This window comes from Mesorhizobium sp. M7A.F.Ca.MR.176.00.0.0, from assembly GCF_004023165.1.
Lineage (GTDB): Bacteria > Pseudomonadota > Alphaproteobacteria > Rhizobiales > Rhizobiaceae > Mesorhizobium.
Map to the genome: position 1 here is coordinate 31,096 of NZ_RZTC01000007.1, position 23,602 is coordinate 54,697.

27 protein-coding genes and 1 pseudogene are annotated in these 23,602 nt (G+C 63.5%); 21 read left to right on the forward strand and 7 right to left on the reverse strand.

Annotated elements, in window-relative coordinates:
* The coding region (gene ispG, locus EOB59_RS04435; RefSeq protein WP_245486524.1) for a (E)-4-hydroxy-3-methylbut-2-enyl-diphosphate synthase at window positions 1-1,056 on the reverse strand (1,056 nt) is incomplete at its 3' end.
* Window positions 1,057-1,388: 332 nt separating this feature from the next.
* Complete coding sequence (locus tag EOB59_RS04440; RefSeq protein ID WP_128287753.1) at window positions 1,389-1,568, reverse strand: YdcH family protein; 180 nt, start codon at window positions 1,566-1,568, stop codon at window positions 1,389-1,391.
* A 238-nt stretch (window positions 1,569-1,806) separates the two neighbouring features.
* Between EOB59_RS04440 and EOB59_RS04445 the strand changes: the two genes are divergently transcribed.
* Complete coding sequence (locus EOB59_RS04445) at window positions 1,807-2,010, forward strand: DUF465 domain-containing protein (RefSeq protein ID WP_013529216.1); 204 nt, start codon at window positions 1,807-1,809, stop codon at window positions 2,008-2,010.
* Window positions 2,011-2,031: 21 nt separating this feature from the next.
* On the opposite strand, the gene EOB59_RS04450 is transcribed toward EOB59_RS04445, so the two are convergent.
* Window positions 2,032-2,820 (reverse strand): IclR family transcriptional regulator, encoded by a 789-nt coding sequence (locus tag EOB59_RS04450; protein WP_127399021.1) that lies wholly within the window; start codon window positions 2,818-2,820, stop codon window positions 2,032-2,034.
* A gap of 127 nt (window positions 2,821-2,947) precedes the next feature.
* Between EOB59_RS04450 and EOB59_RS04455 the strand changes: the two genes are divergently transcribed.
* The 14 genes from EOB59_RS04455 (at window position 2,948) to EOB59_RS04520 (ending at window position 16,148) form a co-directional block, all read left to right on the forward strand.
* Window positions 2,948-3,829 (forward strand): transporter substrate-binding domain-containing protein, encoded by an 882-nt coding sequence (locus EOB59_RS04455; protein ID WP_127267516.1) that lies wholly within the window; start codon window positions 2,948-2,950, stop codon window positions 3,827-3,829.
* A gap of 169 nt (window positions 3,830-3,998) precedes the next feature.
* Entirely contained in the window at window positions 3,999-4,664 is a 666-nt protein-coding gene (locus EOB59_RS04460; protein WP_023810937.1) for an amino acid ABC transporter permease, read from the forward strand.
* 1 nt (window position 4,665) lies between these two features.
* The gene (locus EOB59_RS04465; RefSeq protein WP_023810936.1) at window positions 4,666-5,316 is read left to right on the forward strand and encodes an amino acid ABC transporter permease; all 651 of its coding nucleotides are present in this window, start codon (window positions 4,666-4,668) and stop codon (window positions 5,314-5,316) included.
* A gap of 2 nt (window positions 5,317-5,318) precedes the next feature.
* Window positions 5,319-6,113, forward strand: coding sequence for an amino acid ABC transporter ATP-binding protein (locus EOB59_RS04470; RefSeq protein WP_127272345.1), 795 nt, complete (start codon window positions 5,319-5,321; stop codon window positions 6,111-6,113).
* 38 nt (window positions 6,114-6,151) lie between these two features.
* Entirely contained in the window at window positions 6,152-6,613 is a 462-nt protein-coding gene (locus tag EOB59_RS04475) for a RidA family protein (protein WP_128287754.1), read from the forward strand.
* A gap of 25 nt (window positions 6,614-6,638) precedes the next feature.
* The gene (locus EOB59_RS04480; RefSeq protein WP_128287755.1) at window positions 6,639-7,844 is read left to right on the forward strand and encodes an aminotransferase class V-fold PLP-dependent enzyme; all 1,206 of its coding nucleotides are present in this window, start codon (window positions 6,639-6,641) and stop codon (window positions 7,842-7,844) included.
* Between the two features lie 221 nt (window positions 7,845-8,065).
* Window positions 8,066-9,055, forward strand: coding sequence for a TIM barrel protein (locus EOB59_RS04485; protein WP_127809061.1), 990 nt, complete (start codon window positions 8,066-8,068; stop codon window positions 9,053-9,055).
* Between the two features lie 42 nt (window positions 9,056-9,097).
* Window positions 9,098-10,150 (forward strand): substrate-binding domain-containing protein, encoded by a 1,053-nt coding sequence (locus EOB59_RS04490; RefSeq protein ID WP_128287756.1) that lies wholly within the window; start codon window positions 9,098-9,100, stop codon window positions 10,148-10,150.
* Window positions 10,151-10,218: 68 nt separating this feature from the next.
* Window positions 10,219-11,736, forward strand: a complete 1,518-nt coding sequence (locus EOB59_RS04495) for a sugar ABC transporter ATP-binding protein (RefSeq protein ID WP_128287757.1) — start codon at window positions 10,219-10,221, stop codon at window positions 11,734-11,736.
* A 5-nt stretch (window positions 11,737-11,741) separates the two neighbouring features.
* A complete protein-coding gene (locus EOB59_RS04500; RefSeq protein ID WP_127382409.1) occupies window positions 11,742-12,710 on the forward strand; it encodes an ABC transporter permease in 969 nt (322 codons plus the stop codon).
* Window positions 12,707-13,582, forward strand: a complete 876-nt coding sequence (locus tag EOB59_RS04505) for a MurR/RpiR family transcriptional regulator (RefSeq protein WP_013529211.1) — start codon at window positions 12,707-12,709, stop codon at window positions 13,580-13,582. The genes EOB59_RS04500 and EOB59_RS04505 overlap by 4 nt, the downstream gene beginning before the upstream one ends.
* The gene (locus EOB59_RS04510) at window positions 13,579-14,472 is read left to right on the forward strand and encodes a ribokinase (protein ID WP_128287758.1); all 894 of its coding nucleotides are present in this window, start codon (window positions 13,579-13,581) and stop codon (window positions 14,470-14,472) included. Before EOB59_RS04505 ends, EOB59_RS04510 begins: the two co-directional genes overlap by 4 nt.
* Window positions 14,473-14,574: 102 nt before the next feature.
* Window positions 14,575-15,072 carry a 5-(carboxyamino)imidazole ribonucleotide mutase gene (gene purE, locus EOB59_RS04515; protein ID WP_128287759.1) on the forward strand — a complete coding sequence of 166 codons (498 nt, stop codon included), beginning with the start codon at window positions 14,575-14,577 and terminating at the stop codon, window positions 15,070-15,072.
* Window positions 15,069-16,148, forward strand: coding sequence for a 5-(carboxyamino)imidazole ribonucleotide synthase (locus tag EOB59_RS04520; RefSeq protein ID WP_128287760.1), 1,080 nt, complete (start codon window positions 15,069-15,071; stop codon window positions 16,146-16,148). The genes purE and EOB59_RS04520 overlap by 4 nt, the downstream gene beginning before the upstream one ends.
* Before the next feature lie 16 nt (window positions 16,149-16,164).
* Here the strand turns inward: EOB59_RS04520 and EOB59_RS04525 are convergent, their stop codons facing one another.
* Window positions 16,165-16,587 (reverse strand): lysozyme inhibitor LprI family protein, encoded by a 423-nt coding sequence (locus tag EOB59_RS04525; protein WP_128287761.1) that lies wholly within the window; start codon window positions 16,585-16,587, stop codon window positions 16,165-16,167.
* A 241-nt stretch (window positions 16,588-16,828) separates the two neighbouring features.
* Between EOB59_RS04525 and ykgO the strand changes: the two genes are divergently transcribed.
* The 3 genes from ykgO to EOB59_RS04540 all read left to right on the forward strand — a co-directional run bounded on the left by ykgO (window position 16,829) and on the right by EOB59_RS04540 (window position 18,886).
* Entirely contained in the window at window positions 16,829-16,954 is a 126-nt protein-coding gene (gene ykgO, locus EOB59_RS04530) for a type B 50S ribosomal protein L36 (RefSeq protein ID WP_006327841.1), read from the forward strand.
* Window positions 16,955-17,068: 114 nt separating this feature from the next.
* Window positions 17,069-17,674, forward strand: a complete 606-nt coding sequence (locus tag EOB59_RS04535; protein ID WP_128287762.1) for a hypothetical protein — start codon at window positions 17,069-17,071, stop codon at window positions 17,672-17,674.
* Window positions 17,675-17,821: 147 nt separating this feature from the next.
* Entirely contained in the window at window positions 17,822-18,886 is a 1,065-nt protein-coding gene (locus EOB59_RS04540) for an alpha/beta hydrolase (RefSeq protein ID WP_128287763.1), read from the forward strand.
* A 44-nt stretch (window positions 18,887-18,930) separates the two neighbouring features.
* On the opposite strand, the gene pyk is transcribed toward EOB59_RS04540, so the two are convergent.
* Together pyk and EOB59_RS04550 are read right to left on the reverse strand one after the other, a co-directional pair.
* Window positions 18,931-20,367: a pyruvate kinase gene (gene pyk / locus EOB59_RS04545; RefSeq protein ID WP_013529204.1), complete on the reverse strand. Its 1,437-nt coding sequence runs from the start codon at window positions 20,365-20,367 to the stop codon at window positions 18,931-18,933.
* Window positions 20,364-20,852, reverse strand: coding sequence for a DUF1036 domain-containing protein (locus tag EOB59_RS04550; protein WP_127327661.1), 489 nt, complete (start codon window positions 20,850-20,852; stop codon window positions 20,364-20,366). The genes pyk and EOB59_RS04550 overlap by 4 nt, the downstream gene beginning before the upstream one ends.
* Before the next feature lie 245 nt (window positions 20,853-21,097).
* On the opposite strand from EOB59_RS04550, the gene EOB59_RS04555 reads away from it, so the two are divergent.
* The 3 genes from EOB59_RS04555 (at window position 21,098) to EOB59_RS04565 (ending at window position 23,514) form a co-directional block, all read left to right on the forward strand.
* Complete coding sequence (locus EOB59_RS04555) at window positions 21,098-21,895, forward strand: N-formylglutamate amidohydrolase (RefSeq protein ID WP_127809054.1); 798 nt, start codon at window positions 21,098-21,100, stop codon at window positions 21,893-21,895.
* Window positions 21,896-21,906: 11 nt separating this feature from the next.
* Window positions 21,907-22,215: a DUF1244 domain-containing protein gene (locus tag EOB59_RS04560; protein ID WP_027037142.1), complete on the forward strand. Its 309-nt coding sequence runs from the start codon at window positions 21,907-21,909 to the stop codon at window positions 22,213-22,215.
* A gap of 123 nt (window positions 22,216-22,338) precedes the next feature.
* Window positions 22,339-23,514 carry an MFS transporter gene (locus EOB59_RS04565; protein WP_127809053.1) on the forward strand — a complete coding sequence of 392 codons (1,176 nt, stop codon included), beginning with the start codon at window positions 22,339-22,341 and terminating at the stop codon, window positions 23,512-23,514.
* On the opposite strand, the pseudogene EOB59_RS35945 reads toward EOB59_RS04565, so the two are convergent.
* A pseudogene (locus tag EOB59_RS35945) lies at window positions 23,478-23,602 on the reverse strand (LysR family transcriptional regulator); the annotation flags it as partial. The gene EOB59_RS04565 and the pseudogene EOB59_RS35945 sit on opposite strands and share 37 nt — an antisense overlap.

Consider the following 23,602-nt stretch of genomic DNA (forward strand, 5'->3'; position numbering starts at 1 on the left):
GTTGACGATGCAACCCATCACCGCGACCTTGAGGTTCTCGACGCCGGGATATTTTTCGCGCCACACCGGCATGTTCTTGCGCAGGTCCGCCTGGATGTTCTGGGCAAGTTCCTGGAACACGGTCGAGGTCGTGCGGCCGCAGCCGGGGCAAGCGGCGACGATCGGCACGAACTGCCTGAACCCCATGGTCTGCAGCAGCTCCTGCGACACCTGCACCTCACGCGTGCGGTCGCCATTCGGCTCCGGCGTCAGCGAGATCCGGATGGTGTCGCCGATGCCTTGCTGCAGCAGGATGCCCATCGCGGCCGAAGAAGCCACGATGCCTTTCGAGCCCATGCCAGCTTCGGTGAGGCCGAGATGCAGCGCATGGTTGGAGCGGGTGGCAAGCTCGGTATAGACGGCGATCAGGTCCTGCACGCCGCTGACCTTGGCCGACAGGATGATCTTCTCGCGGCCAAGGCCGATCTCTTCCGCCATCTCGGCCGACAGGATTGCCGACTGCACGATCGCCTCGCGCGTCACCTCTTGCGCCGTCAGCGGAAAATCCTTGTCCTGGTTGTCGTCCATCAGCCGGGTCAAAAGCTCCTGGTCGAGCGAGCCCCAGTTGACGCCGATGCGCACCGGCTTGTCGTGTTTGATCGCCATCTCGACAATCGCCGCGAACTGCCGGTCCTTCTTGTCCTTGAAGCCGACATTGCCCGGATTGATGCGATATTTGGCCAGCGCCTCGGCACAGGCCGGATGATCGGCCAAGAGCTTGTGGCCGATATAGTGGAAATCGCCGACCAGCGGCACGTTGATGCCAAGCCGCTGAAGTCGCTCATGAATGCGCGGCACGGCGGCGGCACTCTCGTCGCGATCGACGGTGATGCGCACGATCTCGGAGCCGGCCCGGTGGAGTGCTGCAACCTGCGCAACAGTCTGGTCGACATCGGCCGTGTCGGTGTTGGTCATCGACTGCACGACAACTGGCGCGCCGCCGCCGACGACCACGCCGCCGACATCGACGCCGACCGAGGTGCGGCGGGGGAAAGGTGAGGAAAAATATCCGGTCATGCCGGCAGCCTTTTGTCTCTGGAGCGCCATGCGTCCACTTGGACGCACAAATGCGCTCCGGGCCGATGCGCTAAAGTCCGGGCATGAGGTGGAGGAGCAAAGATGGCTTGTCAATGGCGACAGGTCGCCACTGGCCAGAATCGGCCCGCCGCCAGGGGCCAGAAACAATCGATGATCTGGCGAAACGGGCGACGGCCGAAGCGGAAATTGAGCCAAGTGGTAGTCCAGCCTCGGCCGATGTGCCCAGTGCTGGAAATCAAAACCACCATGCCGGCGGCAGGTGCCGCCGGGAAAAGAGGCCGCGGATGGTAAGCGGCTATGTCAGGAGGGCATCAATGCGTGGTCGGTTTCCCTCTTAGTTTTTCAATCTCGTCCTTGAGTGCCAGCTTGCGTCGCTTGAGATTCACGATTTCGAGGTCGTCGACCGATGGATGATTCATCGCGTCATCGAGTTCGCGTTCGATGTCGCCGTGTTTCCGCTGCAACTCATCAAGATGGGATGCAAGAGACATGATTGGTTCTCCCTTTCATGGTTTCCTCGATTGCAACCGTCACGGCGCGTCCACCGCAGGTTCGCTTCTGTGACGGCACAATGACACTGTGCCACCATCCAGCCGCGATGTCGAATGATCCGTGGTAGCATTCCACGACACCTTGAAATGTGATATGGGCTGCACGCCGGTGACAAAACACCCGGTCCCGCCCAATCAGGCCCAGTTTTGGGCGCCGCAGACGTGCAGACGGTAGAGAATGTCCGATCAGGAACAGGCCGATATTCGCCTAGAATTTTCCCGCCTGAAGCAGGAACACGCCGATTTCGATGCGGCCATCAACGCGATGATCGCCATGGCCTGCGATCCGCTGCAGATCCAGCGCATGAAGAAGAAGAAGCTGTTCCTGAAGGACCGGCTGATGGCGCTGGAAGACAAGATCATTCCCGACATCATTGCGTGAGTTGGCGTTCGCTCGCTCGCGCTACCCGGCGATCGAAAGCTTCGCGGCACGATCACGCAGCAGGCCGATAAGTTCGCCGGTCCGCCCCTCGGATGTATCGATGGGGACCACCAGGCACATCGTCGCCTCGACCTTGCCCGGCGCTGAAAACACCGGCGCGGCAAGGCACTTGGTATAGGCATCGACAAGGCCCGAAGTGACGCAATAGCCGGTGATCCGCGCTTTTGCGATGTCGGCGACGAAATCGTCGAGCCGCAGTTTGCGCCCGTCGGGCAGCACGAGATCGTCGTTTGACACCATGTCTTCGATCTCAGCCTTCTCCAGCCCAGCCAGAAGCAGCCGCCCCGAGGCCGTCCAGGGCAGCGGTATCTGCAAGCCGGTGGCGGAACTGATGCGGAACGGCCTGGTGCCGGGACTCGCATGGACGATCGTATAGCGGCCGCTCTGCAGCATGCACAGTTCGGAAGTCTCGCCGGTCTCGCGCGACAGATTGTCGACCTCCTGGCGCCCCCGCCTCAACAGGTCGTTGCCCCGCACATAGTCCATTCCGTAGAGATAGAGCTTCTTGCCGAAATAGACGCGATTGCCGTCGCCTTCCATTTCCAGCAGTCCCGCATCGACCAGCGACCGCACCAGCGTATAGATCGTCGAACGGGGCGCGTTCACGCCCTTGGCAAGGTCGCCAATGCCGATCGCGCGCTGGGTCGTGTGAAGAAACTCCAGAATCTCGAGCACCCGGTTGAGCCCCTTTTCACGGGAGCCCGAAATCTTCTCGCCGGCTGAAAGTGCCGAGGCATTGCCATCTTGCATTGTTGATTCCCGGTGTTAGTATCTGTCCTGTACAGGATACACACGTCTCTTGTAAGAGACAATCGCTTCGACGTCACTGACGCGTGTATTGCCTGTGCAAGGGGAACACAAACGAAAGGAGGTCGCCGTGAACGACACATCCGGAAGACGTGATTTTCTGAAATTGGGAATGGCGGGACTGGCCACGGCCGGCGTCGTGGGTGCGGCGGTAGCCGTCGATGCCCAGAAGGCCGCTGCTCAGGCAGCACCCGACAGCCTGCTGCGCACCGTGCTCGATCGCGGCAAGCTGATCGTCGGCACCGGCAGCACCAACGCGCCGTGGCACTTCGAGAACGATGCCGGCGAACTCGTCGGCATGGACATCACCATGGGGCGCATTCTTGCCAAGGGCCTTTTCGATGATCCGACCAAGGTCGAGTTCGTGATGCAGGATCCGGCACAGCGCATCCCCAACGTCACCACCAACAAGGTCGACATCACCATTCAGTTCATGACGATGAGCGCCCAGCGCTCGCAGCTGGTCAACTTTTCCCGGCCTTACTACGTCGAGGGCGTCGCCCTGCTGAGCCTTCCGACCGCCGAGAACAAGACCTTCGACAAGTTGCTTGCCGGCGGCTCGGCGACACGCGTCTCCATCCTGCAGAATGTCGATGCCGAGGCGCAGGTGCATTCGGTGCTGCCCGAGTGCCAGGTCATGCAGATCGATACCCAGGCCAACGTGCTGCAGGCACTGGAATCGAAACGCGTCGACGCCGCTGCCGTCGATCTGTCCACGGTACGCTGGCTCGCCTCGCGCAATCCGGACAGATATTTCGACGCCGGCAAGAGCTGGCTGAGCATGCTTTATGGCGCGGCACTCCGGCAAGGCGACCTTGACTGGCTGACCTTCGTCAACGCGACCTTCACCATCGCCATGTTCGGCCACGAAAACGCACTCTACGATGCCGCCTTCAAGGACTATTTCGGACAGGAGCCGCCGGCGCGCCATCCCGGCTTCCCGGCCATCTGATCTGCATCAGGCGGGAGGGCGTATCCAGCGCCCTTCCGCCTCCCTAGAGCAATTCCAGGAAGTGTGAAACGGTTTTTCGTCCGGAATTGCGTCAAACAAAGAGTTAGAGCGGGTCGCCGTTTCCGTGAAACGGTGAACTGCTCTAAGCCTGCGGCACTGAGGCGGACGCATGGGCTATGCCCTTAATTTCAACCTGATCTGGCGGCACTTCGACAAGCTGTGGGGCGGACTGCTGCTCAGTCTCGAACTCGCCGTCATATCGATCGCCATCGGCACCGTCATCGGTCTGGTTTTGGCGGTCTGGTACGTGTCTGCCGGACGCATCGTGCGCACCATCATCGCCGCCTACGTCGAATTCATCCGCAACGTGCCGCTGATCCTGCTCGTCTACCTCGTTTTCTACGGCCTGCCGACAGTGGTCGACATCGCCTACAGCGCGCCGACCTCGTTCGTCGTCACGCTGTCGCTCTATAGCGGCGCCTATCTGGTCGAGGTGTTTCGCTCCGGGCTCGAAGCCGTTCCGCGCGGACAGTTGGACGCCGGCAAGGCAATCGGCCTGACGCCCTGGCAAAGGCTGCTCAACGTGCGCCTGCCGACCATGCTGCGCATCACCTTGCCGGCATTGTCCAACACCTTCATATCGCTGTTCAAGGACACCTCCGTCGCCTCGGTCATTTCGGTGCCGGAGCTGACCTATGGCGCCCAGTGGATCAACTTCAACACCTTCCGCATCGTCGAGGTCTATCTCGTGGTCACGGCGATGTATCTGGTGACCGGCTACATCTTGCTTTTTGCGCTTCGGCTCGTCGAGCGCCGGTTCAGGGCGGCGCGCTGACATGCTGACCCAGATAGCCTATGCCTTGCCTTTCCTCGCCCAGGGCTTTGCCCTGACACTGTGGGTATCCCTGCTGGTCGTGGTGTTTTCGTTGATCGCCGGCGTGATCATGGGCGTCGGCCTAGTCTATGGCCCGGTGCCGTTGCAATGGGCCGTGCGCATCTTCAGCGACACCATCCGCGGCATCCCGATCCTGGTGCTCATCTTCTTTGTCTATTACGGACTGCCGGCCGTTGGGCTTCATCTGCCGTCGTTCTGGGCCGCAGTGCTGGCGCTGACCCTGTTCAAGACAGCTCAGGTCGTCGAATATTTCAGAGGTGCTGTCGGCTCCATTCCGAAAGGGCAGTCCGAGGCGGCGATGGCGATCGGACTCACCTTTCGCCAGCGGCTCGCCTACGTCATTTTCCCACAGGCGTTCAGGCGCTTCCTGCCGCCCTGGATCAACGGCGTCACCGATGCGGTCAAGGGCAGCGCGCTGGTATCGCTGCTCGGCATCACCGACCTGATGCAGGCCATCAACCAGGTCATCGGCCGCACCTATGAGGCCATGCCGCTCTATATCCTCGGCGCGCTCATCTACTTCGCGGTCAACTATGCCCTTTCGCTCGCCAGCCGTCGGCTCGAGCGGCGTTTCTCCTTCATCCGGGAATAGCAATGTCCACAAGTCCGAAAAACACCCCGGCCCTTCTCGACGTCCAGGACGTTTCCAAAGCCTTTGGGACCGTCCAGGTCCTGCGTTCGGTCAGCCTGCAGGTGGCGAAGGGCGAGGTGGTGACGGTCATCGGCCCCTCCGGCAGCGGCAAGACCACGCTGCTGCGTTGCGTCAACTTTCTCGAAAGCTATGACAGTGGTTCGATCCGCATCGACGGCAAGGAGGTCGGCTTTCGCGAAGCCGGAACCCGCCAGCGTCGCAGCGAACGCGATCTCGCCGCGATGCGCGCCGAGACCGGCATGGTGTTCCAGAGCTTCAACCTCTTTCCGCACCTGACAGCCGCCGGCAACATCATGCTTGGCCTCACCAAGGTGCGCGGCAAGAGCAACGCCGAAGCGCGCACCATCGCCGAACACTGGCTCGGCCGGGTCGGCCTCGCCCACAAGGCCGACAGCCTGCCCGCCGAACTGTCCGGCGGCCAGCAGCAGCGCGTCGGCATTGCCCGCGCAGTGGCCATGGGGCCGAAGATCCTGCTTCTCGACGAGATAACCTCCGCGCTCGACCCGGAACTGGTCGGCGAGGTGCTCGAGGTCGTGCGCAGCCTGGCCGAGGACGGCATGACGATGGTGATGGTCACGCACGAAATGGCCTTTGCCCGAGATGCTTCGAGCCGCATCATCTTCATGGCCGATGGCGGCGTCAGCGCGGCGGGCCCACCCGCCGAAATCCTGGCGGCGGACACCGACAATGAGCGCCTGCGCACCTTCCTGGCACGCTTCCGCGCCTCGCATTTCTAGAACGGGACAGCCAACGCTGTCGCAAGGAGCCTTCTTTCATGACGCCTTATATCCGGCTCGCCGCGTTGGGCCTGACGCTGCCCGAGCCGCCGACACCGATCGCCAACTTCGTCACCCATGCCGAAAGCGGCCGGCTGATCTTCCTGTCCGGTCAGGGTCCGCTGCGCACCGACGGCACGCTGTTTACCGGCAAGGTGGGGGAGGATGTCACCGTCGAGGAGGCTTATGGCCATGCCCGCCTCACCGGCCTCAATCTGCTTGCCGTCATGCACGCAGCCACTGGCGACCTTGGCCGGATCGTGCGCGTCGTCAAGCTGCTCGGCTTCGTCAACGCCATACCGACCTTCAGCGACCATCCGAAAGTGGTCAATGGCTGTTCCGACCTGTTTGCCGATGTGTTCGACAATATCGGCGGCCATGCCCGCTCGGCGATCGGCGTCGGCTCCTTGCCTGGAAACATCACCGTTGAAATCGAGGCGGTTGTCGAGATCGCCGCCTGACCTTTAGAAGAATGGAATCCGAGAGATGAAAACCACTTCCACCGACGGCTCCAACACCACCATCCGCGAACGGCTCGGCCTTCGCCCGATCATCAATGTCTCCGGCACGATGACCGCGCTCGGCGCGTCGATCATTGTCCCCGAAGCGATCAGCGCCATGGCGGAAATGGCCTCGCAATGGGTGGAAATGGATGACCTGCAACGTGCCGCAAGCACGATCGTCGCGCGCCTGACCGGCGGCGAGGCCGGTTTCATCACTGCCTGCTGCGCCAGCGGCATCACCATGGCGATCGCCGGTGCGATGACGGGGACCAATCTGCTCGCCATCGAGCGGCTGCCTGATAACACGGAAGGCCTCAAGTCGGAGGTCATCGTCCAGCTCGGCCACATCGTCAACTATGGTGCGCCGATCGACCAGTCGGTCCGGCTGGCGGGCGCCAGGGTCGTGCCGGCCGGCACGGTCAGCGTGACGCAGGACTATCATGTGCGCGACGCGATCAACGACCGCACGGCGGCGGGCCTCTATGTCGTTGCGCACCACACCGTGCAGTATGGCATGCTGTCGCTGGAGGAATTCTGCGAGATCTGCCACGCCAGGGGCGTCCCTGTGATCGTGGATGCGGCTTCAGAGTATGATCTGCGCGGCTTCCTCGCGCGCGGCGCCGACATTGTCATCTACAGCGGCCACAAATTCCTGAGTGGGCCGACCAGCGGCATCGTCACCGGGCGCAAGGATCTGGTTCGCACCGCCTATCTCCAGAACCGCGGCGTCGCCCGCGCCATGAAGGTCGGCAAGGAGAGCATCGCCGGCACCATGGCCGCACTGGAAGCCTGGGAAAAGCGCGACCATGCCGGCATCCGCCGCCGCGAAGACGCCGCGCTCAACCTGTGGAAGGAGACGTTGCAGGGGCTGCCGGGCATTGTCGCGCAGATCATTCCCGATCCGACCGCCAACCCTCTCGATCGGCTTCAGATATTTGTACTGCCCGAAAGCCGGTTCACGGCGGCCGGCCTCACCTCGGCATTGGCGGCGGGCTCGCCGCCGATCATCGTGCGCAACCATGAGGTGGAGCGCGGCCATTTCTTCCTCGATCCCTGCAACCTCCATCCCGGCGAGGCTGAGATCGTCGCCGAACGGTTGCGCGCCGTATTGACCGCCAAGGACCGCCCGGCCGATGCGATGAAACTCGCCCGCAAGGATTCGTCCGGCGTCTTACGCTGGCCAGATTGAACACCCGGCGAATCGCTACCTGAAATGCGCCGGCCGTAACCAGCACGCGCCATCATGCGCCTATTGGCCTGACGGGCTCTCCAGGGCACCGGCCGGGAAACTGCCGGCTCCCTTTGCGCGCCTTGGCGGGTCCAGCTTGGTGGCCGCTTCGTAGCCTCTCAAAACAATAACTTTACAAATATCTTTCTTTATGTGAAGTCATGACGATTGAAGGATCGATCATGACAGCCACTCGTTTCGCCACGCGCCTGAATTCCTTTGCCTCGCGACCGCAGGCCGAGTGGCCCGATCTTACCGGCAAGCCGTCGCTGCTGCAGATGGCGGCGCGCGCCGCCAAGGTCGAGGGGCTTACCGATCTTGATCTCAACTTTCCTGACCACGTCGGTGAAAAGCCCACGGAAATCGCCCTGAAACTGGGCGATCTTGGGCTCTCCATCAATGGCTTTGCCATGCGCTACTACTCCAACCCCGCCTTCAAGCTCGGCGCTTTCACCAATCCGGATCCGGCGGTGCGTCGCGAGGCCATCGACCTGACCAAGGCCGGCATCGATGCCGTGCGTGAGGCCGGCGCCAGCCTGATGACGCTGTGGCTCGGCCAGGATGGCTTCGACTACGCCTTCCAGGCCGACTATTCGACGCTTTGGCAACACGAAATTGATGGGATTCGTGAAGTTGCGGCACATGATCCCGACTGTCAGATCAGCCTTGAATACAAACCGAACGAACCACGCTCCTACAGCCTGATGCCGGATGCGGCGACGACCTTGCTGGCGATCCGCGATGTCGGCCTGCCTAATCTCGGCGTCACGCTCGATTTCGCTCATGTGCTCTACGCCGACGAACAGCCGGCCTTTGCCGCGGCCCTGGTGGCGCGTCACAGCAAGCTGCTCGGCGTGCACCTGAACGACGGCTACGCCAAGCGCGACGACGGCCTGATGGTCGGCGCGGTGCACACGCTGCAGACCATCGAGCTGCTCAGGCAGATTCGCCGCGACGGTTACGCCGGCGCCATCTATTTCGACACGTTCCCTGACATGACCGGGCTCGATCCGGTGCGCGAGTGCGAAGTCAACATCGCCACCGTCAAGCGCATGCTGCGCGTCGTCGACCGGCTGGAGCAGGACAATCGCCTGTCCGCCGCCATGGACAGCCAGGATGCCGTTACGTCGCAGGCCATCATCCAGGAAATCATGCTCGGGCCGGATAGCTGAGGCATCCGCGCCATCGCCGTTTTTCAACCAGGGAGGAATACAATGAAACTTCTGCTTGCCACCGCTACCGCCGCACTGATGGCGCTCTCGATCGGCTCTGCCTTTTCCGCCGACCTCGCGCCGCTCAATTCCGACACGGAAAAGGACCGCATCGACTGGTCGCAGGTCGAGGCCAAGTTCGGCGCGTTCCCCAAGCTGCCCGAAGGCACCAAGGCAGGCGCGGTCTCCAAGACGCTGACCAATGAATACTGGCGCTCGCTGGGCGAGGGCTACACGGCATTCGGCGCCAAGGTCGGAGTTCCCGTCGTCTATCAGGCAGCGCAGAGCGAGGGCGACCAGCTCGGCCAGCTCACCATTGCCGAAGGCTTGGTGACGCAGGGCTACAACGTGCTGCTCGTCTCGCCGCAGACGGATGCCAATCTGCAGCCGATCATGGAGCAGGCCAAGGCCGCCAACGTGCCGGTGGTCAACGTCAATGACGCCGTTATCCCACAGGCCGAACATTATGTCGGCAATGTCCAACGCGATAATGGCGTGCGCGTCGCCAAATGGTTCATCAAGAATCGCCCGAATGGCGGCAAGGTTGCCATCGTCGAAGGCCAGGCTGGCGTCTATGCCGCCGTCCAGCGCACCGACGGCTTCAAGTCGACCATCACCGAGGGAGGCAAGTTCGAGGTTGTCGCCAGCGTTCCCGGCAACTGGGACCGCCAGACCTCTTATGATGCGGCCACCAACATCCTGCAGCAGCACCCCGACCTGATCGGCTTCTATGCCAACAATGACGGCATGGCGCTCGGCATCGTCGAGGCAGTCAAGGCCGCCGGCCTGCAGGACAAGGTTGCGGTCTTCGGCACCGACGGCATTTCCGATGCCTATGCCTCCATACGGGCCGGCGAACTGACCGGCACGGTCGACAGTTTCCCGGTGCTGACCGGCGAAGTGGCGCTGGAAACAGCTCTGCGACTCGTCGCGGGACAGAAGCTGCCGCGCGTCGTCGCCACACCACAGGCGCTGATCACCAAGGACAATGCCGATCGCTATTCCGGCGCCGGCGCGCGCAAGGCACTGCTCGAGGACGCGGCTACAGGCCAGTAAGCCAATCGGCGGATGCCGGCCAGAGCAATTCGCTTCTGTCCGGCACCGTTGCCCGGAGATAGAACCCGATGTCACCCCGGCTGCAATTCCAGGGCATTTCCAAGCTGTTTCCGGCCGTACGGGCGCTTGACGGCGTTTCGTTCTCGGTCGCGGCCGGTGAAATCCACGGCCTGCTCGGCGAAAACGGCGCCGGCAAGTCGACGCTGCTGCGCATCCTGTCTGGCGTCTACAGGCCGACAGCGGGAAGCGTCCTCATCGACGGCAAGTCGGTTACACTCGCCAACCCGGTTGCCGCGCGCGCTGCGGGCGTCGCCATGATCCATCAGGAATTGCAGCAGGTGCCGCGCCTCAGCGTCGCCCAGAACATGTTCCTCGGCCATCCGCTGACGCGCGGCGGCATCTTCGTCGCCAGCAGAGAGCAGGAGCGCCGCGCCACCGAGGCTCTTGCAGCCATCGACCCCTCTATCGATCCAGCCGCCCCGCTCGGCACTCTGAAGGTGGCGCAGCGGCAGATTGTCGAGATTGCCAGGGCATTGCTCGATCGCGCCCGCATCGTCGCCATGGACGAGCCGACATCGAGCCTGACGCCGAGCGAATTCGAACGGCTCGCGCAAGTCATTACAGGTTTGGCGCGCGATGGCGTCGCCGTCGTCTATGTCTCGCACAAGCTGGATGAGGTGTTCGGCATCTGCCGGCGCGCCACCATCATGCGCGACGGCGTCGTCGTCGATTCCGTCGATCTGAAAGACCTGTCGGAGAAAACGGTCGTGGCGATGATGGTTGGCCGCGAACTGGCGCAGGAACACCATAATTCCCATGCCACGAACAAGGTCATGCTAAGCGCGCGTGGCCTCTCCTCGGCGACGAAGGTGCGCAACGTGTCGTTCGATCTGCACCGCGGCGAGGTGCTGGGTATTGCCGGCCTGGTCGGTTCCGGCCGCACTGAACTTTTGCGGCTCCTGGCCGGCGCCGATCGCGCCACGGCCGGCACCATTGCAATCGACGGCAAGGCGGCGCGGTTCGCCAGCCCACGCGATGCGATTGCCGCGGGCATCGGCTTGGTGCCGGAGGAGCGCAAGCGCGAAGGCATCGTGCCGCTGCGCTCGATCACCAGCAACATGGCGCTGGCCTCGATGAACGTATTCGCGCCGCGCGGCGTCATCGATCACACCAGGCTGAAACAGTTGGCGGTCGACAGGATGAGCCGCGTCAATCTGCGCCCGTTCCTGCTCGACCGGCCGATCCGCCTGTTCAGCGGCGGCAACCAGCAGAAGGCGATCATCGGCCGCTGGCTGGCCGCGGGAACGCGCATCCTCTTGTTCGACGAGCCGACACGCGGCATCGATGTCGGCGCCAAGGCGGAGATCTATCATCTGATCGAGGAACTCGCCGCCGAGGGCCATGCCGTGATCGTCGTCTCCTCCGAACTCCCCGAAGTGATCCGGCTTGCCGACCGCGTGCTGGTCATGCGCGACGGCACGATCGCGGCCGAACTCCACAGAGACGATATCAGCGAACAGGCGATCGCGGCGCACGCCATCCCGCAAACGCAAACGCCGGCCGCACAGCCGGCACGGCAGAGGTGACGGATATGTCGGATACCACTCTGGTGCGGCCACGCGCCGAATTCCTGCGCGGCGTTTCCATGCGCGACGCCGGCACGCTGATCGGCCTTGTCGTGATCCTGGCCGTATTCGGCGCGCTGGTGCCCGGCTTCTTCGCCGAGCGTAACCTGATCAACATCCTGCAGCAGTCGAGCATCAATGCCTGTCTCGCACTCGGCATGACGCTGGTCATCATCTCCGGCGGCATCGACCTGTCGGTCGGGCCGACGGCGGCACTCTCGGCCGTCATCTCGGCCTCTATGATGGTCGCCGGCGTGCCGTTTCCGCTGGCCATCGCCGCCGGCTTCGCCATTGGCCTTGCCTGCGGCCTCGTCAACGGCGTGCTCGTCGCCTATGTCGGGCTGCAGCCCTTCATCGTCACGTTGGGAACGCTCAGCACCTATCGGGCGCTGGCGCTGATCTACACCGGCGGCAATCCGGTGCTCGGCCTTCCGCCAAGCTTTCGCGCCATCTTCAACGGATCGCTGTTTGGACTGCCTCTGGCGGTCATCATCGTCGCCTGCGTGGCTGTCGTCGCCTGGGTCGTTTTGAAGAAGACGCCCTTCGGCGAATATCTGCTTGCCGTCGGCGGCAACGAGGAGGCGGCCTACATCGCCGGCGTGCCGATTGCCCGCACCAAGATCGCCGCCTACATGATCTCGGGCCTGCTGGCGGCGCTTGCCGCGCAGATCCTGATCGGCCGGCTTGGCGCCGCCGAGCCTATCCTCGGCAATCTCTGGGAACTCGACGCCATCGCGGCTGCCGCCATCGGCGGCGCCTCGCTGATGGGCGGCAAGGGCAGCATCGTCGGCACCATCCTGGGCGCCGTCATCCTCGGCGCTATGCGCAACGGTTTGACGCTGATGAACGTCCAGTCCTTCTATCAGCTTCTGGCAACTGGTCTTATAATCCTCGCCGCGATGCTTATCGATCGCGTGACGAGGGGGCGTGGATGACCTTGAGCGGGCTGGACCTGAAAGCGGTAGGACCGCGCATCCGCATGATGATGCCGCATCTCACCCCGTTGGAGGCGAAGGTGGTGGAAACCGTCTTCGGCCGGCGCGGTTTCGACGAGAGCATTCCGCTGAAACAGATCGCCGAAGAGTCCGGCGTGTCCGAGGCGATGGTGGTCAAAATCGCCAAGAAGCTCGGCTTTTCCGGCTATCGCGACTTCCGCACCGCCGTCTATGAATACAGTCGCCTGCCGACCGCCGAGATGCACCAGGAACTGTCATCCGACGACAGTTCGGCCGAGATCGTGCAAAAAGTGTTTCGCACCTCCATCCAGGCGCTGGAGGAGACGCTGGCGATCCTCGACATCGAGGATTTCGACCGCGCCGCCGAGCTGCTCTTCCGTGCCAAGAACCGGGATTTTTATGGCGTCGGCGGCTCGGCGCAGATCGCCCGCGATGTCTCGCACAAGTTTCTGCGCATCGGCATCCGCGCATCCGTCTATGACGATTCGCATATGATGTTGATGTCGGCCTCGCTGCTCGGCGGCGACGACATCGCCGTCGGCTTCTCCCATTCGGGCAACACGTCGGCCGTCATCGACGCCATCCAGCTGGCCCGCAAGAACGGTGCCCGCACGCTGGCCATCACCAACTACGACAACTCGCCGCTGGCTGCGGTCGCCGACATCGTGCTTTGCTCGACCGCGCAAGGCTCGCCGTTGATGGGCGAGAACGCAGCGGCGCGCATTGCCCAGCTCAACATCCTCGACGCGCTGTTCGTGGCGGTGGCGCAGCGTGATTATCAGGCGGCGGAGCGCAATCTCGGCCGCACCATGTCGGCGGTGACATCGAAACGAAAAGACCGGGGCTCATGACGACAACGCCGCTGGTCACCGTGTTCGGCAGCTTGCATTACGATATCATGGTCGACGCGCCCGACCGCCCGCGCAAGGGCGAGACGGTGACCGGCCATGCCTGGCACCCGAAATGCGGCGGCAAGGGCGGCAACCAGGCTGTCTCGGCGGCGCGGGCCGGCGTGCGCGCGGCGATGATCGGCGCCGTCGGCGACGATGATTTCGGGCGGGCGTTGCTGGCCAATCTCAATCGCGCCAAGGTCGACCGCCGCTTCGTGCGGGTGGCCGCTGGTGCCGGCTCCGGCATGAGCGTGGCGATCTTCGACGCAGGCGGCGACTATGGCGCGGTGATCGTCTCGGGCAGCAATCTGACACTGGGCCATGCCGACATTGCCTCTGCTTCCGATGTGGTGGGACAGACGGCGGTGCTCCTGCTGCAGAACGAAGTGCCGGAAGCCGCCAACATTGCCGCTGCACGCGCAGTCAAGGCACGGGGCGGCCACGTCGTGCTCAACGCGGCCCCCGCGCGCAAACTCTCTGAGGAGTTGATCGCCCTGGTCGACATATTGGTGGTGAACGCGATCGAGGCGGAATTCCTGGCCGGCGTGGCGGTGGTCGAGACACTCGACGGCGCCGCGCAAGCCGCACGGCTATTGGCCGATCTTTATCCGGTGGCGATTGTCACGGCGGGCGGCGAGGGCGTCGCCTGCTGCGACCAGACCGGCGAGGCCTTCGCGCTGCCGGCCGTCCCGGTCAAGGTCGCCAGCACGCATGGCGCCGGCGATGAATTCGTTGGCGCGCTGGCCGCGGGACTTGCCCGTGGGCAGACCATGCGGGCGGCCATCACCGCCGCCAACACGGCTTCGGCCTTGCTGGTCTCGACGCCAGAGGCCGAGCGCGACGGCATCTGACCGGCTGGTTTCCGTCTTGCCAGACCGCAGCAGCGGCCGCCTATCCTTGCGGCCTCGCGCGAATTCCGCTAAGGCGCGCCTTTGTCGCCGGGGAGCACCGACTTGGACGATCAACGCGCCGACGTCGCCATCATCATGGGCAGCCAGTCCGACTGGGCGACGATGCGCCATGCGGCCGAAACGCTGGAAGCACTCGGCATCCCGCACAAGCGGCTGATCATCTCCGCGCACCGCACACCGGACCGGCTCTATGATTTCGCCAAGGGCGCCAAGGCGGCCGGCTACAAGGTGATCATCGCCGGCGCCGGCGGTGCGGCGCACCTGCCCGGCATGACGGCGGCGATGACGCCGCTGCCGGTGTTCGGCGTGCCGGTGGAATCGAAAGCGCTTTCCGGGCAGGATTCGCTGCTGTCCATTGTCCAGATGCCGGCCGGCATTCCCGTGGGCACGCTGGCCATAGGCAAGGCTGGCGCCGCCAACGCAGCGCTTCTGGCCGCTGCCGTGCTGGCCCTGAACGATGACAGCCTTGCCGTCCGTCTGGACGCCTGGCGCGCCGCGCAGACCGCCAAGGTCGCGACCGAACCGACGGATACGCCGTGAGCCTGCCCGCCGGATCGACCATTGGCATCATTGGCGGCGGCCAGCTCGGCCGCATGCTGGCTGTTGCTGCCGCCCGCCTCGGCTACCGCACCGTGGTGCTGGAGCCGCAAGCGGATTGCCCGGCCGCACAGGTCGCCAACCGGCAGATAACAGCCGCCTATGACGACCCGGCCGCTCTTGCCGAACTCGCAGGCTCGAGTTCCGTCGTCACCTACGAGTTCGAGAACGTCCCGGTTGCAGCCGCCAGCGCGCTGGCCGCCAAGGTTCCGGTCTATCCGCCGGCGCGTGCGCTGGAAGTGGCGCAGGACCGGGTGGACGAAAAAACATTCCTCAACGGCATCGGCATTGCCACCGCCGATTTCCACGCCGTCGACAATGATGACCAGTTGACGGCGGCGCTCAAGGCGTTCGACGGCAGCGGCATCCTGAAGACGCGCCGCATGGGCTATGACGGCAAGGGCCAGCGCGTCTTCCGCAACATGGAAGCCGGGGGCTTCGCCGGCACCTGCGAGGCGATGGGCAATGTGCCGCTGGTCCTGGAGTCCTTCGTGCCGTTCGAGCGCGAGATATCGGTGATCGCGGCGCGTGGGCTGGACGGTGCGGTCGTCGCCTACGATCCAGCCGAGAATATCCACCGCAACGGCATTCTCCATACGTCGACCTTGCCGGCCGCCATTATGCCGGAGACGGCGCAAGCCGCACGAACGGCGGCATCGAAGATCCTGTCGGCGCTGAACTATGTCGGCGTCATCGGCGTCGAGTTCTTCGTGCTTGCCAACGGCTCGCTGCTGGCCAACGAGATCGCGCCGCGCGTGCACAATTCCGGCCATTGGACGGAAGCCGCCTGTATCGTCTCGCAGTTCGAGCAGCATATCCGCGCCATTGCAGGCCTGCCGCTCGGCGGCCCGGACCGCCATTCCGACTGTGTGATGGAAAACCTGATCGGCGACGATGTGCTGCGCGTCCCGGAGCTTCTCGCCGAGCCCGATCTGATGCTGCATCTCTACGGCAAGGCCGAGGCGCGTCCCGGCCGCAAGATGGGTCATTTCACCCGGATCAGCCGCCGCGCCTCATAAAGTTGCATAAGGTTGCCTACTGCACCTCGTCGCTCTCGTCTTGCCCTGGATTGGCGCAACTCACATCGCCTTCCTCGCAATTGGCCGCGGCAGCGAGCTGCTTGACGCGATCATTGGTCAATCTGGTCAGGCATTGCGAAACTTCCATCGAATGGATCGATCCGCCTTCGCTGGCGGCGGTGGAATGCGCGCACTCGGCATCGCGAAAAGCGATCCAGGCGCGTTGCGCTACCTGCAGCAATCTCTTGCCGCCGGCATCATCCGAGCTGGTGAGATCCTGATAGGCCTTGTTAAGCTTGGCGTCGGCCGCCTGATAGTCTTCGCCGGCACAGATGTTCATCATCTGCTGGCTGTCGTCGCTGCGGTCGCATTCCTGCGCGCGCGCAACCGAAGCTGCCGCCAGCAGGACAAGGCAGGCGGACAGGAACATTCGGCGCATGGTTCTCTCCAAATCACTTCAAGGCGACCGCATCATCCCAGCCGGCCCAGGGCCGCGCAATGCCGCCAGACCGACATGGCGGATAATTGATGACAGAGACGATTCACAGCCGCTATGGAGCACGCTTGCGGTTGACAGGGACAAGGCTCCTCGTTTATGAGCCTCCCACAGTTCAAAGGCGCGTCTTCTGGCGCGCCTTAAAATTTCGACCCGGACCGGGTCCACACCGACAGGCAAGACCATGAAGATCAAGAATTCGCTCAAGGCGCTGAAGGCGCGTCATCGCGACAACCAGCTGGTTCGCCGCAAGGGCCGCGTCTACATCATCAACAAGACCGCCCCGCGCTACAAGGCACGTCAGGGCTGAGTTTTCGGGCAGGAGGCTGTCGCCTCCGCCCATTTGATGCTTGTTGTTGCCGCCTGCCGGCCTTTCACGCCAAATTCAGTTTGACGTTCCGTCGCCTGGGACTAGAGTCCGGCGATGCGGATTCTTTTTGCATTTTTGACATCTCTGCTTGTTTCCGGCGTCATTTATGGCCCGGCATGGGCGGATGATGCTGTCGCGCCGCCGGCCACTCAGGATGCGCCGCCCGCCGCATCGACGAAACAAGCCCGCCTCGATCAGCTGTTCAGCGACCTGAAACGCGAGCGCAACGAAAAGGCGGCCGAGCGCATCGCCGGCAACATCTGGAGCGAGTGGTCGCAATCCGGCAGCGCCTCGATCGACCTGATGATGCAATGGTCGCAAAAAGCCGTCGAGGGCCAGAAGTTCGACGTCGCGCTCGATTTCCTCGACCAGGTGGTGACTTTGCAGCCGACTTATGCCGAAGGCTGGAACCGGCGTGCCACCGTCCATTTCATGATGAAGAACTACGGCAAGTCGATGTCCGACATCGACCATACGCTGCAGCTCGAGCCGCGCCATTTCGGTGCGCTGTCCGGCCTGGCGCAGATCATGGCGCTGACCGGCCACAAGCAATCGGCGCTCGAGGCCTGGCAAAAGGTGCTGGCCATCTATCCGATGATGCGCAGCGCCCAGGACCAGGTCGGCACGATTTCGGAGGAGCTTGCCGGTGAAGGTATTTGAGGGAATAGGCAGTAGGGATTAGGCAGTAGGTTCAGACCGCTCTGCGGAACACACATGCCTACTGCCTACTGCCTACTGCCTACTGCCTACTGCCTACTGCCTACTGCCTACCCTACAACTTATCCCCCTCCACCTCGTATCTCCCTCATGAACCTGATCTACGCCGCCCTTGCCTTCCTGATGGCGCTTATCTTCGGCTTTGTCGGCGTCACCCGCGTCGGCTCATGGCTGATCGAGCGTCGCAATCCGCCGATCGGCGAGTTCGCCGACATCGACGGCGCCCGCATCCACTATGTCCATGTTCCGGCGCCCGCCAATGCCGAGTTGCCGCCGATCGTCTTCATCCATGGCGCCAGCGCCAATCTCAGGGACCAGATGCTGCCGCTGCGCCCCTTGCTCGAAGGCCGCGCCGAAATGCTGTTCTTCGACCGGCCAGGCCACGGCTGGTCGGGTCGCGGCACCAACAACGAGAACCCGTCGGCGCAGGCCAACACCATTGCCGCACTGATGGACCATCTCGGCATCAGGAAGGCTGTCATCGTCGGCCATTCCTTCGGCGGCGTGGTGACATCGGCCTTTGGCCGCGAACATCCAGACAAGACACTCGGGCTCGTCTTTCTCGCACCGGCGACCCACCCATGGCCGGGCGGCGCAACCGCCTGGTACTACAATCTGACCACCATGCCGGTGCTCGGTTGGCTGTTTTCCGAAGCGCTCACCTATCCGGCGGGAGCCCTGCAGATGGCTGACGCCACCACCTGCGTCTTTTCGCCCAACAAGGTGCCTGACAATTATCTCGCCTCGGCCTCTATCCCGCTGGTGCTGCGACCAACAGCCTTTCGTGCCAACGCCACCGATGTCGCCGGGCTCTATCGCTACGCGCTCGCCACCGCACCGCGTTACGCCGAGATCAAGGCGCCGAGCGTGGTCATTTCAGGCGATCGCGACAAGGTGGTCTATGCACATATCCATTCGGTCGGCCTGGCGCGCGACATTGCCGGTGCCGAACTCGTCTGGGTGCACAATCTCGGTCACAAGCCAGACTGGATCGCGACCGACCTGACCGTCGGCGCCATCGAGAAGGTCGCTGGCAAGAATATAGACCTGCAGGCGATGGCCAGGACCGTGGAGGCGCGCATCGCCGGCGACGCCTACGGCGCCGGCAGATGCGCCGATATCAAGGTACCGCAGGCCGAACTCGCGCCGACCTAAAGCGGGCCGCCTGAATCCGTTCAGAGGCGACACGCTTCAGGAATCTAGCGGCTGACTTGTGTGTCCGAACCGATATAGGCGATGCGCAGCATGTTGGTCGAACCCGGTGTCCGCAGCGGCACGCCCGCGGTGATGATGACGCGGTCGCCAGGCTTGCCGAAGCCTTCGTCGAAGGCGATGCGGCAGGCGCGATTGACCATGTCGTCGAGATCGACGGCGTCGGGTGAGACGACGCAATGCGTGCCCCACAAAAGCGACAGCCGCCGCGCCGTGTTGAGGATCGGCGACAGCGCGATAACAGGCACTTGCGGCCGCTCGCGGGCGGCGCGCAGGCCTGTGGTGCCCGATGCGGTGTAGGTGATGATCGCCGACAGCTTCAGCGTTTCGGCGATCTCGCGCGCGGCCAGCGAAATGGCGTCGGCGCCGGTCGCCTCCGGCTCGGAGCGCTGGGCGTTGATGATGCCGGCATAGGTCGGATCGGTTTCGACCTTGGTGGCGATACGGTTCATCATTGCCACGGCCTCGACGGGATAGGCACCCGCCGCCGATTCCGCCGACAGCATAATGGCATCGGCGCCTTCGAAGACGGCGATCGAAACATCGGACACTTCGGCGCGGGTCGGCACCGGCGCCGTGATCATCGATTCCAGCATCTGCGTTGCAACCACCACCGGCTTGCCGGCGCGGCGTGCCGCGCGCGTGATCTGCTTCTGGATGCCGGGCACCGCCTCGAGCGGCATCTCGACGCCGAGATCGCCGCGGGCGACCATCAGCGCGTCGGACAATTCGATGATCTCGGCCAGCCGGGCGACGGCCTGCGGCTTTTCGATCTTGGCCATGATCAGCGCCCGGCCGCGTGCGATCTTGCGCGCTTCGGCCAGATCCTCCGGCCGCTGCACGAAGGACAGCGCAACCCAGTCGACGCCTGTGGCCAGCACGGCATCGAGATCCTTGCGGTCCTTTTCGGTCAGCGCGCCGACCGGGAGGTCGGTGTCGGGCAGGCTGACGCCCTTCTTGTCGGAAATCGTGGTGCCGGCGACGACGGTGCAGACGATCGACTTGCCGTCGCTCTTCACCGCCTTCAGCTCGAGCTTGCCATCGTCGATCAGCAGGCGATGGCCGGCTTCGACCGAGCTCAGGATTTCCGGATGCGGCAGATAGACCCTAGTCGAGGTGCCGGGCTCGGGATTGTCGTCGAGGGTGAAGGTCTGGCCTTGCGTCAGCACTTCCTTGCCATTGGCGAACTTGCCGACGCGCAGCTTTGGTCCTTGCAGGTCGGCCAGGATGCCGATCGGCCGGCCAACCGCTTCCTCGACAGCGCGGATGCGTCCGACCAGCGTGCGCATCAGTTCATGGTCGGTATGGCTCATATTGATGCGGAACACATCGGCGCCCGCTTCGAACAGTTTCTTCAGCATCTCCTCCGACGAGGAGGCCGGACCGATGGTGGCTAGGATCTTGACCTTGCGGCTACGTCTCATTGACTGTTTGTTCCCGGGGCGGCTGGAGCGCCTCCCGTTGTGGACTCATCGGTCAGCTGGACCATCCAGCTTGCCTGTTCGCCCGTGTCATATTCCTGGAATCCGGCGCGCTGGAAGCCCCGGGCGACGCAGTCGGTCACGCCGGCGATCTTGAACTCTTTTTCAGCCACGCACATATTGATCGGGCCGTCCCAGCGTCCACCGCGTTCGGCGTCTTCTGCATAAAGATAGTAAAACCTTGATGACAGCGGCCCTTCGATCAGCGTCTTGCAGCTCGATCCCTCGATGTGCCACCAGCCTTCGGTGATCCAGCCGGCCTTGGCGCGATAGCCGATGCCGACACCGACCAGGTTCTGCGTGGCGTTGCAGACGCGGAAATCGGCACGCGCCGGCGAAGCCACAACCATCGCCGACAGGCCCATGGCAAAAGTGAGGAGCGGCATGGCAAAGGCAGAGCGCATGCGCTGCCCGCCGGCGGAACTCATCCGAAAACCCCTCAAAAACCACATCAGCATCTCTCTGCGCCCCTTTTCGGAAAAGTCCGGGCGCATGTCAACGCACCGTTTTGTCCAATTCCAATCGATTTAGAAAGGCTCCGGCGCGCAATTCGCCGACGTGTGCCAGATTTCCCGGGAAACCTTGGCCAAACAACGGCATTGCGCAAGCGTCGTCTTCGTGGAATGACGATAGCACCCTCCCCGGAAGCCCGCGAACAGACCATTTCCTGCCAATGACCCGATCCACAGTTTTCGCGCCTTTCGACATCATCGAGGGCGACCGCAAGCGAGGCATCGTGCTGTTGGGCGATCATGCCCGTCGCGACCTGCCCGACGACTACGGCAGCCTCGGCCTGCCCTCGGCCGAGTTCGACCGGCACATCGCCTATGACATCGGCGTCGAGGCGGTGACGCGCGAACTGGCTGCCCTGCTCGGCGTGCCGGCGGTGCTCGCCAATTTTTCGCGACTGCTGATTGATCCCAATCGCGGCGAAGACGACCCGACGCTCATTCGCCAGCTTTATGACGGCACTGTCGTAGCTGGGAATTACCCCATTACTGCCGATGAGCGCGAGAGGCGGCTCGACGGGTTCTACCGGCCCTATCACGACGCCGTCGGCGCCATGATCGCATCGGTCGCACAGGCTTCCGCCCAGACGCCCTTCATCTTTTCGGTGCATTCCTTCACCCCGGCCATGCAAGGAATCCAGCGTCCTTGGCACGTCGGCATCCTGTGGGACCTCGACGACCGCGTGGCGCGGCCTTTGATAGACATGCTGTCGCAGGACAAGAACCTCGTCGTTGGCGACAACGAACCCTATGACGGCGCGCTGCGCGGCGACACCATGTACAAGCACGCCATCGTCAACGGCTTCGCCCATGCGCTGATCGAGATCCGACAGGATCTGATATCGGACCAGAAGGGCGCGCTCGCCTGGGCCGAACGGCTGGCGCCGATCGTTGACGCGATCGACCGCCGTCCCGATATACATGTGGTGAAGATGTTCGGCTCGCGCACCGGGCCGCTATGACGGAGGTTTCGATGACCGAACTCAGCGACGAGCAGCAACGCGACTTCGAAGCGGCCGCCTTCCGCCGGCTGGTCGAGCATCTGCGCGAGCGCAACGATGTGCAGAACATCGACCTGATGAATCTCGCCGGCTTCTGCCGCAACTGCCTGTCGAACTGGTATCGCGAGGCAGCCAATGCCGAGGGCGTCGATCTCACCAAGGATCAGTCGCGCGAGATCGTCTACGGCATGCCTTATGGGGAATGGCAGGCGCTGAACCAGACCGAGGCCTCCGACGCCAAGAAGGCCGAATTCGAGGCAAGGCGCCCCCAGGATCATTGACGCCGTCGCCCCAGCGATCGCCTAAGGCTATGTTTGGCCCAAAATGCTTCCCGAAAGAGCCTTGACTGAAAATTGAATCGATCTAATTTGCCGCGCGAAGCCATTTTCAGCGGGATTCGCCTCATGAACGCGTCAATTGCCAAGCTGACTGCCATTCGCGGACGATGGGCGCTCGCGGCCATTTTTCTCGCCAACGGCTTCCTGACGGGCAGCTGGGCGCCGCAGATCCCGGTGTTCCTGACCCGGCTGGAGATTTCGAAGTTCACGCTCGGCCTGCTGATTCTCTTATTCGGCGTCGGTGCCGTCGTCGCGATGACCTGGTGCGGCCATTTGATCTCCAGACATGGCTCGCGCACCGTACTGCGCTGGTTCGCCCTGTGCGGCAGCCTCGGTCTGATGGTCGTGGCGCTGGCGCCCAACGTACCGCTGGCGGCCGCGGCCATGATCATCTTCGGCGGCTCGATCGGTGGCATGGACGTTGCCATGAATGCCAATGCCGTGGTGGTCGAACGGCGGCTCTCCCGCGCCGTCATGTCGTCCTCGCACGGCTTCTGGAGTCTCGGCGGCTTCGCCGGCGGCGGCCTCGGCGGCTTTGCCATCCAGCACTACGGCCACCTCGCCCACGCGGCGGCGGTAACGGTGTTTGCCTTCGCGGTGATCGCGGTGGCCGTTCGCCATCTCCTCACCGAAGACAGCCCGCAGGCAGCCGAGCACCACAAATTCGCACTGCCGGCAAACCCGCTGGTTTATCTGATCGGACTGATGGCGCTGCTGGCGATGATCTCCGAAGGCGCGGTGCTCGACTGGGCAGCCCTGTATCTGCGCCAGGAGCTCGGCGCCGATCTTGCCGTTGCCGGCCTCGCCTACGCCGGATTTTCGGGCGTCATGGCGATTACGCGGTTCTTCGGCGACGGCATACGCAATCGCTTCGGCGCGGTGACGACGCTGCGCGTGTCGGCCCTGGTAGCAGCGGTCGGCATGCTGGTGGCTGGCCTGGCGCCCTCGCCCTGGCTCGCCATTGCAGCCTTTGCCTTTTGCGGCTTCGGCATCGCCAATATGGTGCCGATCATCTTTTCGGCCGGCGGCAACCAGGAAGGCATGTCTTCTGGCACCGGCATGAGCGTGGTCACCACTATCGGATACTGCGGCATACTGGTGGCGCCGTCGGCGATCGGCTTCGTTGCCGAGCATTCCAGCTTCGGCCCGATCTTCATCACCATGTCGGGACTGCTGATCATCGTGTTGCTGATGGCCGGGCTCGCTCACCGCGCCGAATTCGCGCCAGCACCCGCCGAATAGCGTTTCAGCTCCTCGTGGAGGAAATCCACCACACGGCGGATGCGCACGCTGGTACGCACATCGCGATGCATCGCCAGCCACACCGGGC

What these genes read in the sequence shown, in the direction of transcription:
- EOB59_RS04440 (WP_128287753.1), bottom strand. Translation starts at nt 1,568, where the DNA reads ATGTCTCTTGCATCCCATCTTGATGAGTTGCAGCGGAAACACGGCGAC.
- EOB59_RS04445 (WP_013529216.1), top strand. Translation starts at nt 1,807, where the DNA reads ATGTCCGATCAGGAACAGGCCGATATTCGCCTAGAATTTTCCCGCCTG.
- EOB59_RS04450 (WP_127399021.1), bottom strand. Translation starts at nt 2,820, where the DNA reads ATGCAAGATGGCAATGCCTCGGCACTTTCAGCCGGCGAGAAGATTTCG.
- EOB59_RS04460 (WP_023810937.1), top strand. Translation starts at nt 3,999, where the DNA reads ATGGGCTATGCCCTTAATTTCAACCTGATCTGGCGGCACTTCGACAAG.
- EOB59_RS04465 (WP_023810936.1), top strand. Translation starts at nt 4,666, where the DNA reads ATGCTGACCCAGATAGCCTATGCCTTGCCTTTCCTCGCCCAGGGCTTT.
- EOB59_RS04470 (WP_127272345.1), top strand. Translation starts at nt 5,319, where the DNA reads ATGTCCACAAGTCCGAAAAACACCCCGGCCCTTCTCGACGTCCAGGAC.
- EOB59_RS04475 (WP_128287754.1), top strand. Translation starts at nt 6,152, where the DNA reads ATGACGCCTTATATCCGGCTCGCCGCGTTGGGCCTGACGCTGCCCGAG.
- EOB59_RS04480 (WP_128287755.1), top strand. Translation starts at nt 6,639, where the DNA reads ATGAAAACCACTTCCACCGACGGCTCCAACACCACCATCCGCGAACGG.
- EOB59_RS04485 (WP_127809061.1), top strand. Translation starts at nt 8,066, where the DNA reads ATGACAGCCACTCGTTTCGCCACGCGCCTGAATTCCTTTGCCTCGCGA.
- EOB59_RS04490 (WP_128287756.1), top strand. Translation starts at nt 9,098, where the DNA reads ATGAAACTTCTGCTTGCCACCGCTACCGCCGCACTGATGGCGCTCTCG.
- EOB59_RS04495 (WP_128287757.1), top strand. Translation starts at nt 10,219, where the DNA reads ATGTCACCCCGGCTGCAATTCCAGGGCATTTCCAAGCTGTTTCCGGCC.
- EOB59_RS04500 (WP_127382409.1), top strand. Translation starts at nt 11,742, where the DNA reads ATGTCGGATACCACTCTGGTGCGGCCACGCGCCGAATTCCTGCGCGGC.
- EOB59_RS04505 (WP_013529211.1), top strand. Translation starts at nt 12,707, where the DNA reads ATGACCTTGAGCGGGCTGGACCTGAAAGCGGTAGGACCGCGCATCCGC.
- EOB59_RS04510 (WP_128287758.1), top strand. Translation starts at nt 13,579, where the DNA reads ATGACGACAACGCCGCTGGTCACCGTGTTCGGCAGCTTGCATTACGAT.
- EOB59_RS04525 (WP_128287761.1), bottom strand. Translation starts at nt 16,587, where the DNA reads ATGCGCCGAATGTTCCTGTCCGCCTGCCTTGTCCTGCTGGCGGCAGCT.
- ykgO (WP_006327841.1), top strand. Translation starts at nt 16,829, where the DNA reads ATGAAGATCAAGAATTCGCTCAAGGCGCTGAAGGCGCGTCATCGCGAC.
- EOB59_RS04535 (WP_128287762.1), top strand. Translation starts at nt 17,069, where the DNA reads ATGCGGATTCTTTTTGCATTTTTGACATCTCTGCTTGTTTCCGGCGTC.
- EOB59_RS04540 (WP_128287763.1), top strand. Translation starts at nt 17,822, where the DNA reads ATGAACCTGATCTACGCCGCCCTTGCCTTCCTGATGGCGCTTATCTTC.
- pyk (WP_013529204.1), bottom strand. Translation starts at nt 20,367, where the DNA reads ATGAGACGTAGCCGCAAGGTCAAGATCCTAGCCACCATCGGTCCGGCC.
- EOB59_RS04550 (WP_127327661.1), bottom strand. Translation starts at nt 20,852, where the DNA reads ATGAGTTCCGCCGGCGGGCAGCGCATGCGCTCTGCCTTTGCCATGCCG.
- EOB59_RS04555 (WP_127809054.1), top strand. Translation starts at nt 21,098, where the DNA reads ATGACCCGATCCACAGTTTTCGCGCCTTTCGACATCATCGAGGGCGAC.
- EOB59_RS04560 (WP_027037142.1), top strand. Translation starts at nt 21,907, where the DNA reads ATGACCGAACTCAGCGACGAGCAGCAACGCGACTTCGAAGCGGCCGCC.
- EOB59_RS04565 (WP_127809053.1), top strand. Translation starts at nt 22,339, where the DNA reads ATGAACGCGTCAATTGCCAAGCTGACTGCCATTCGCGGACGATGGGCG.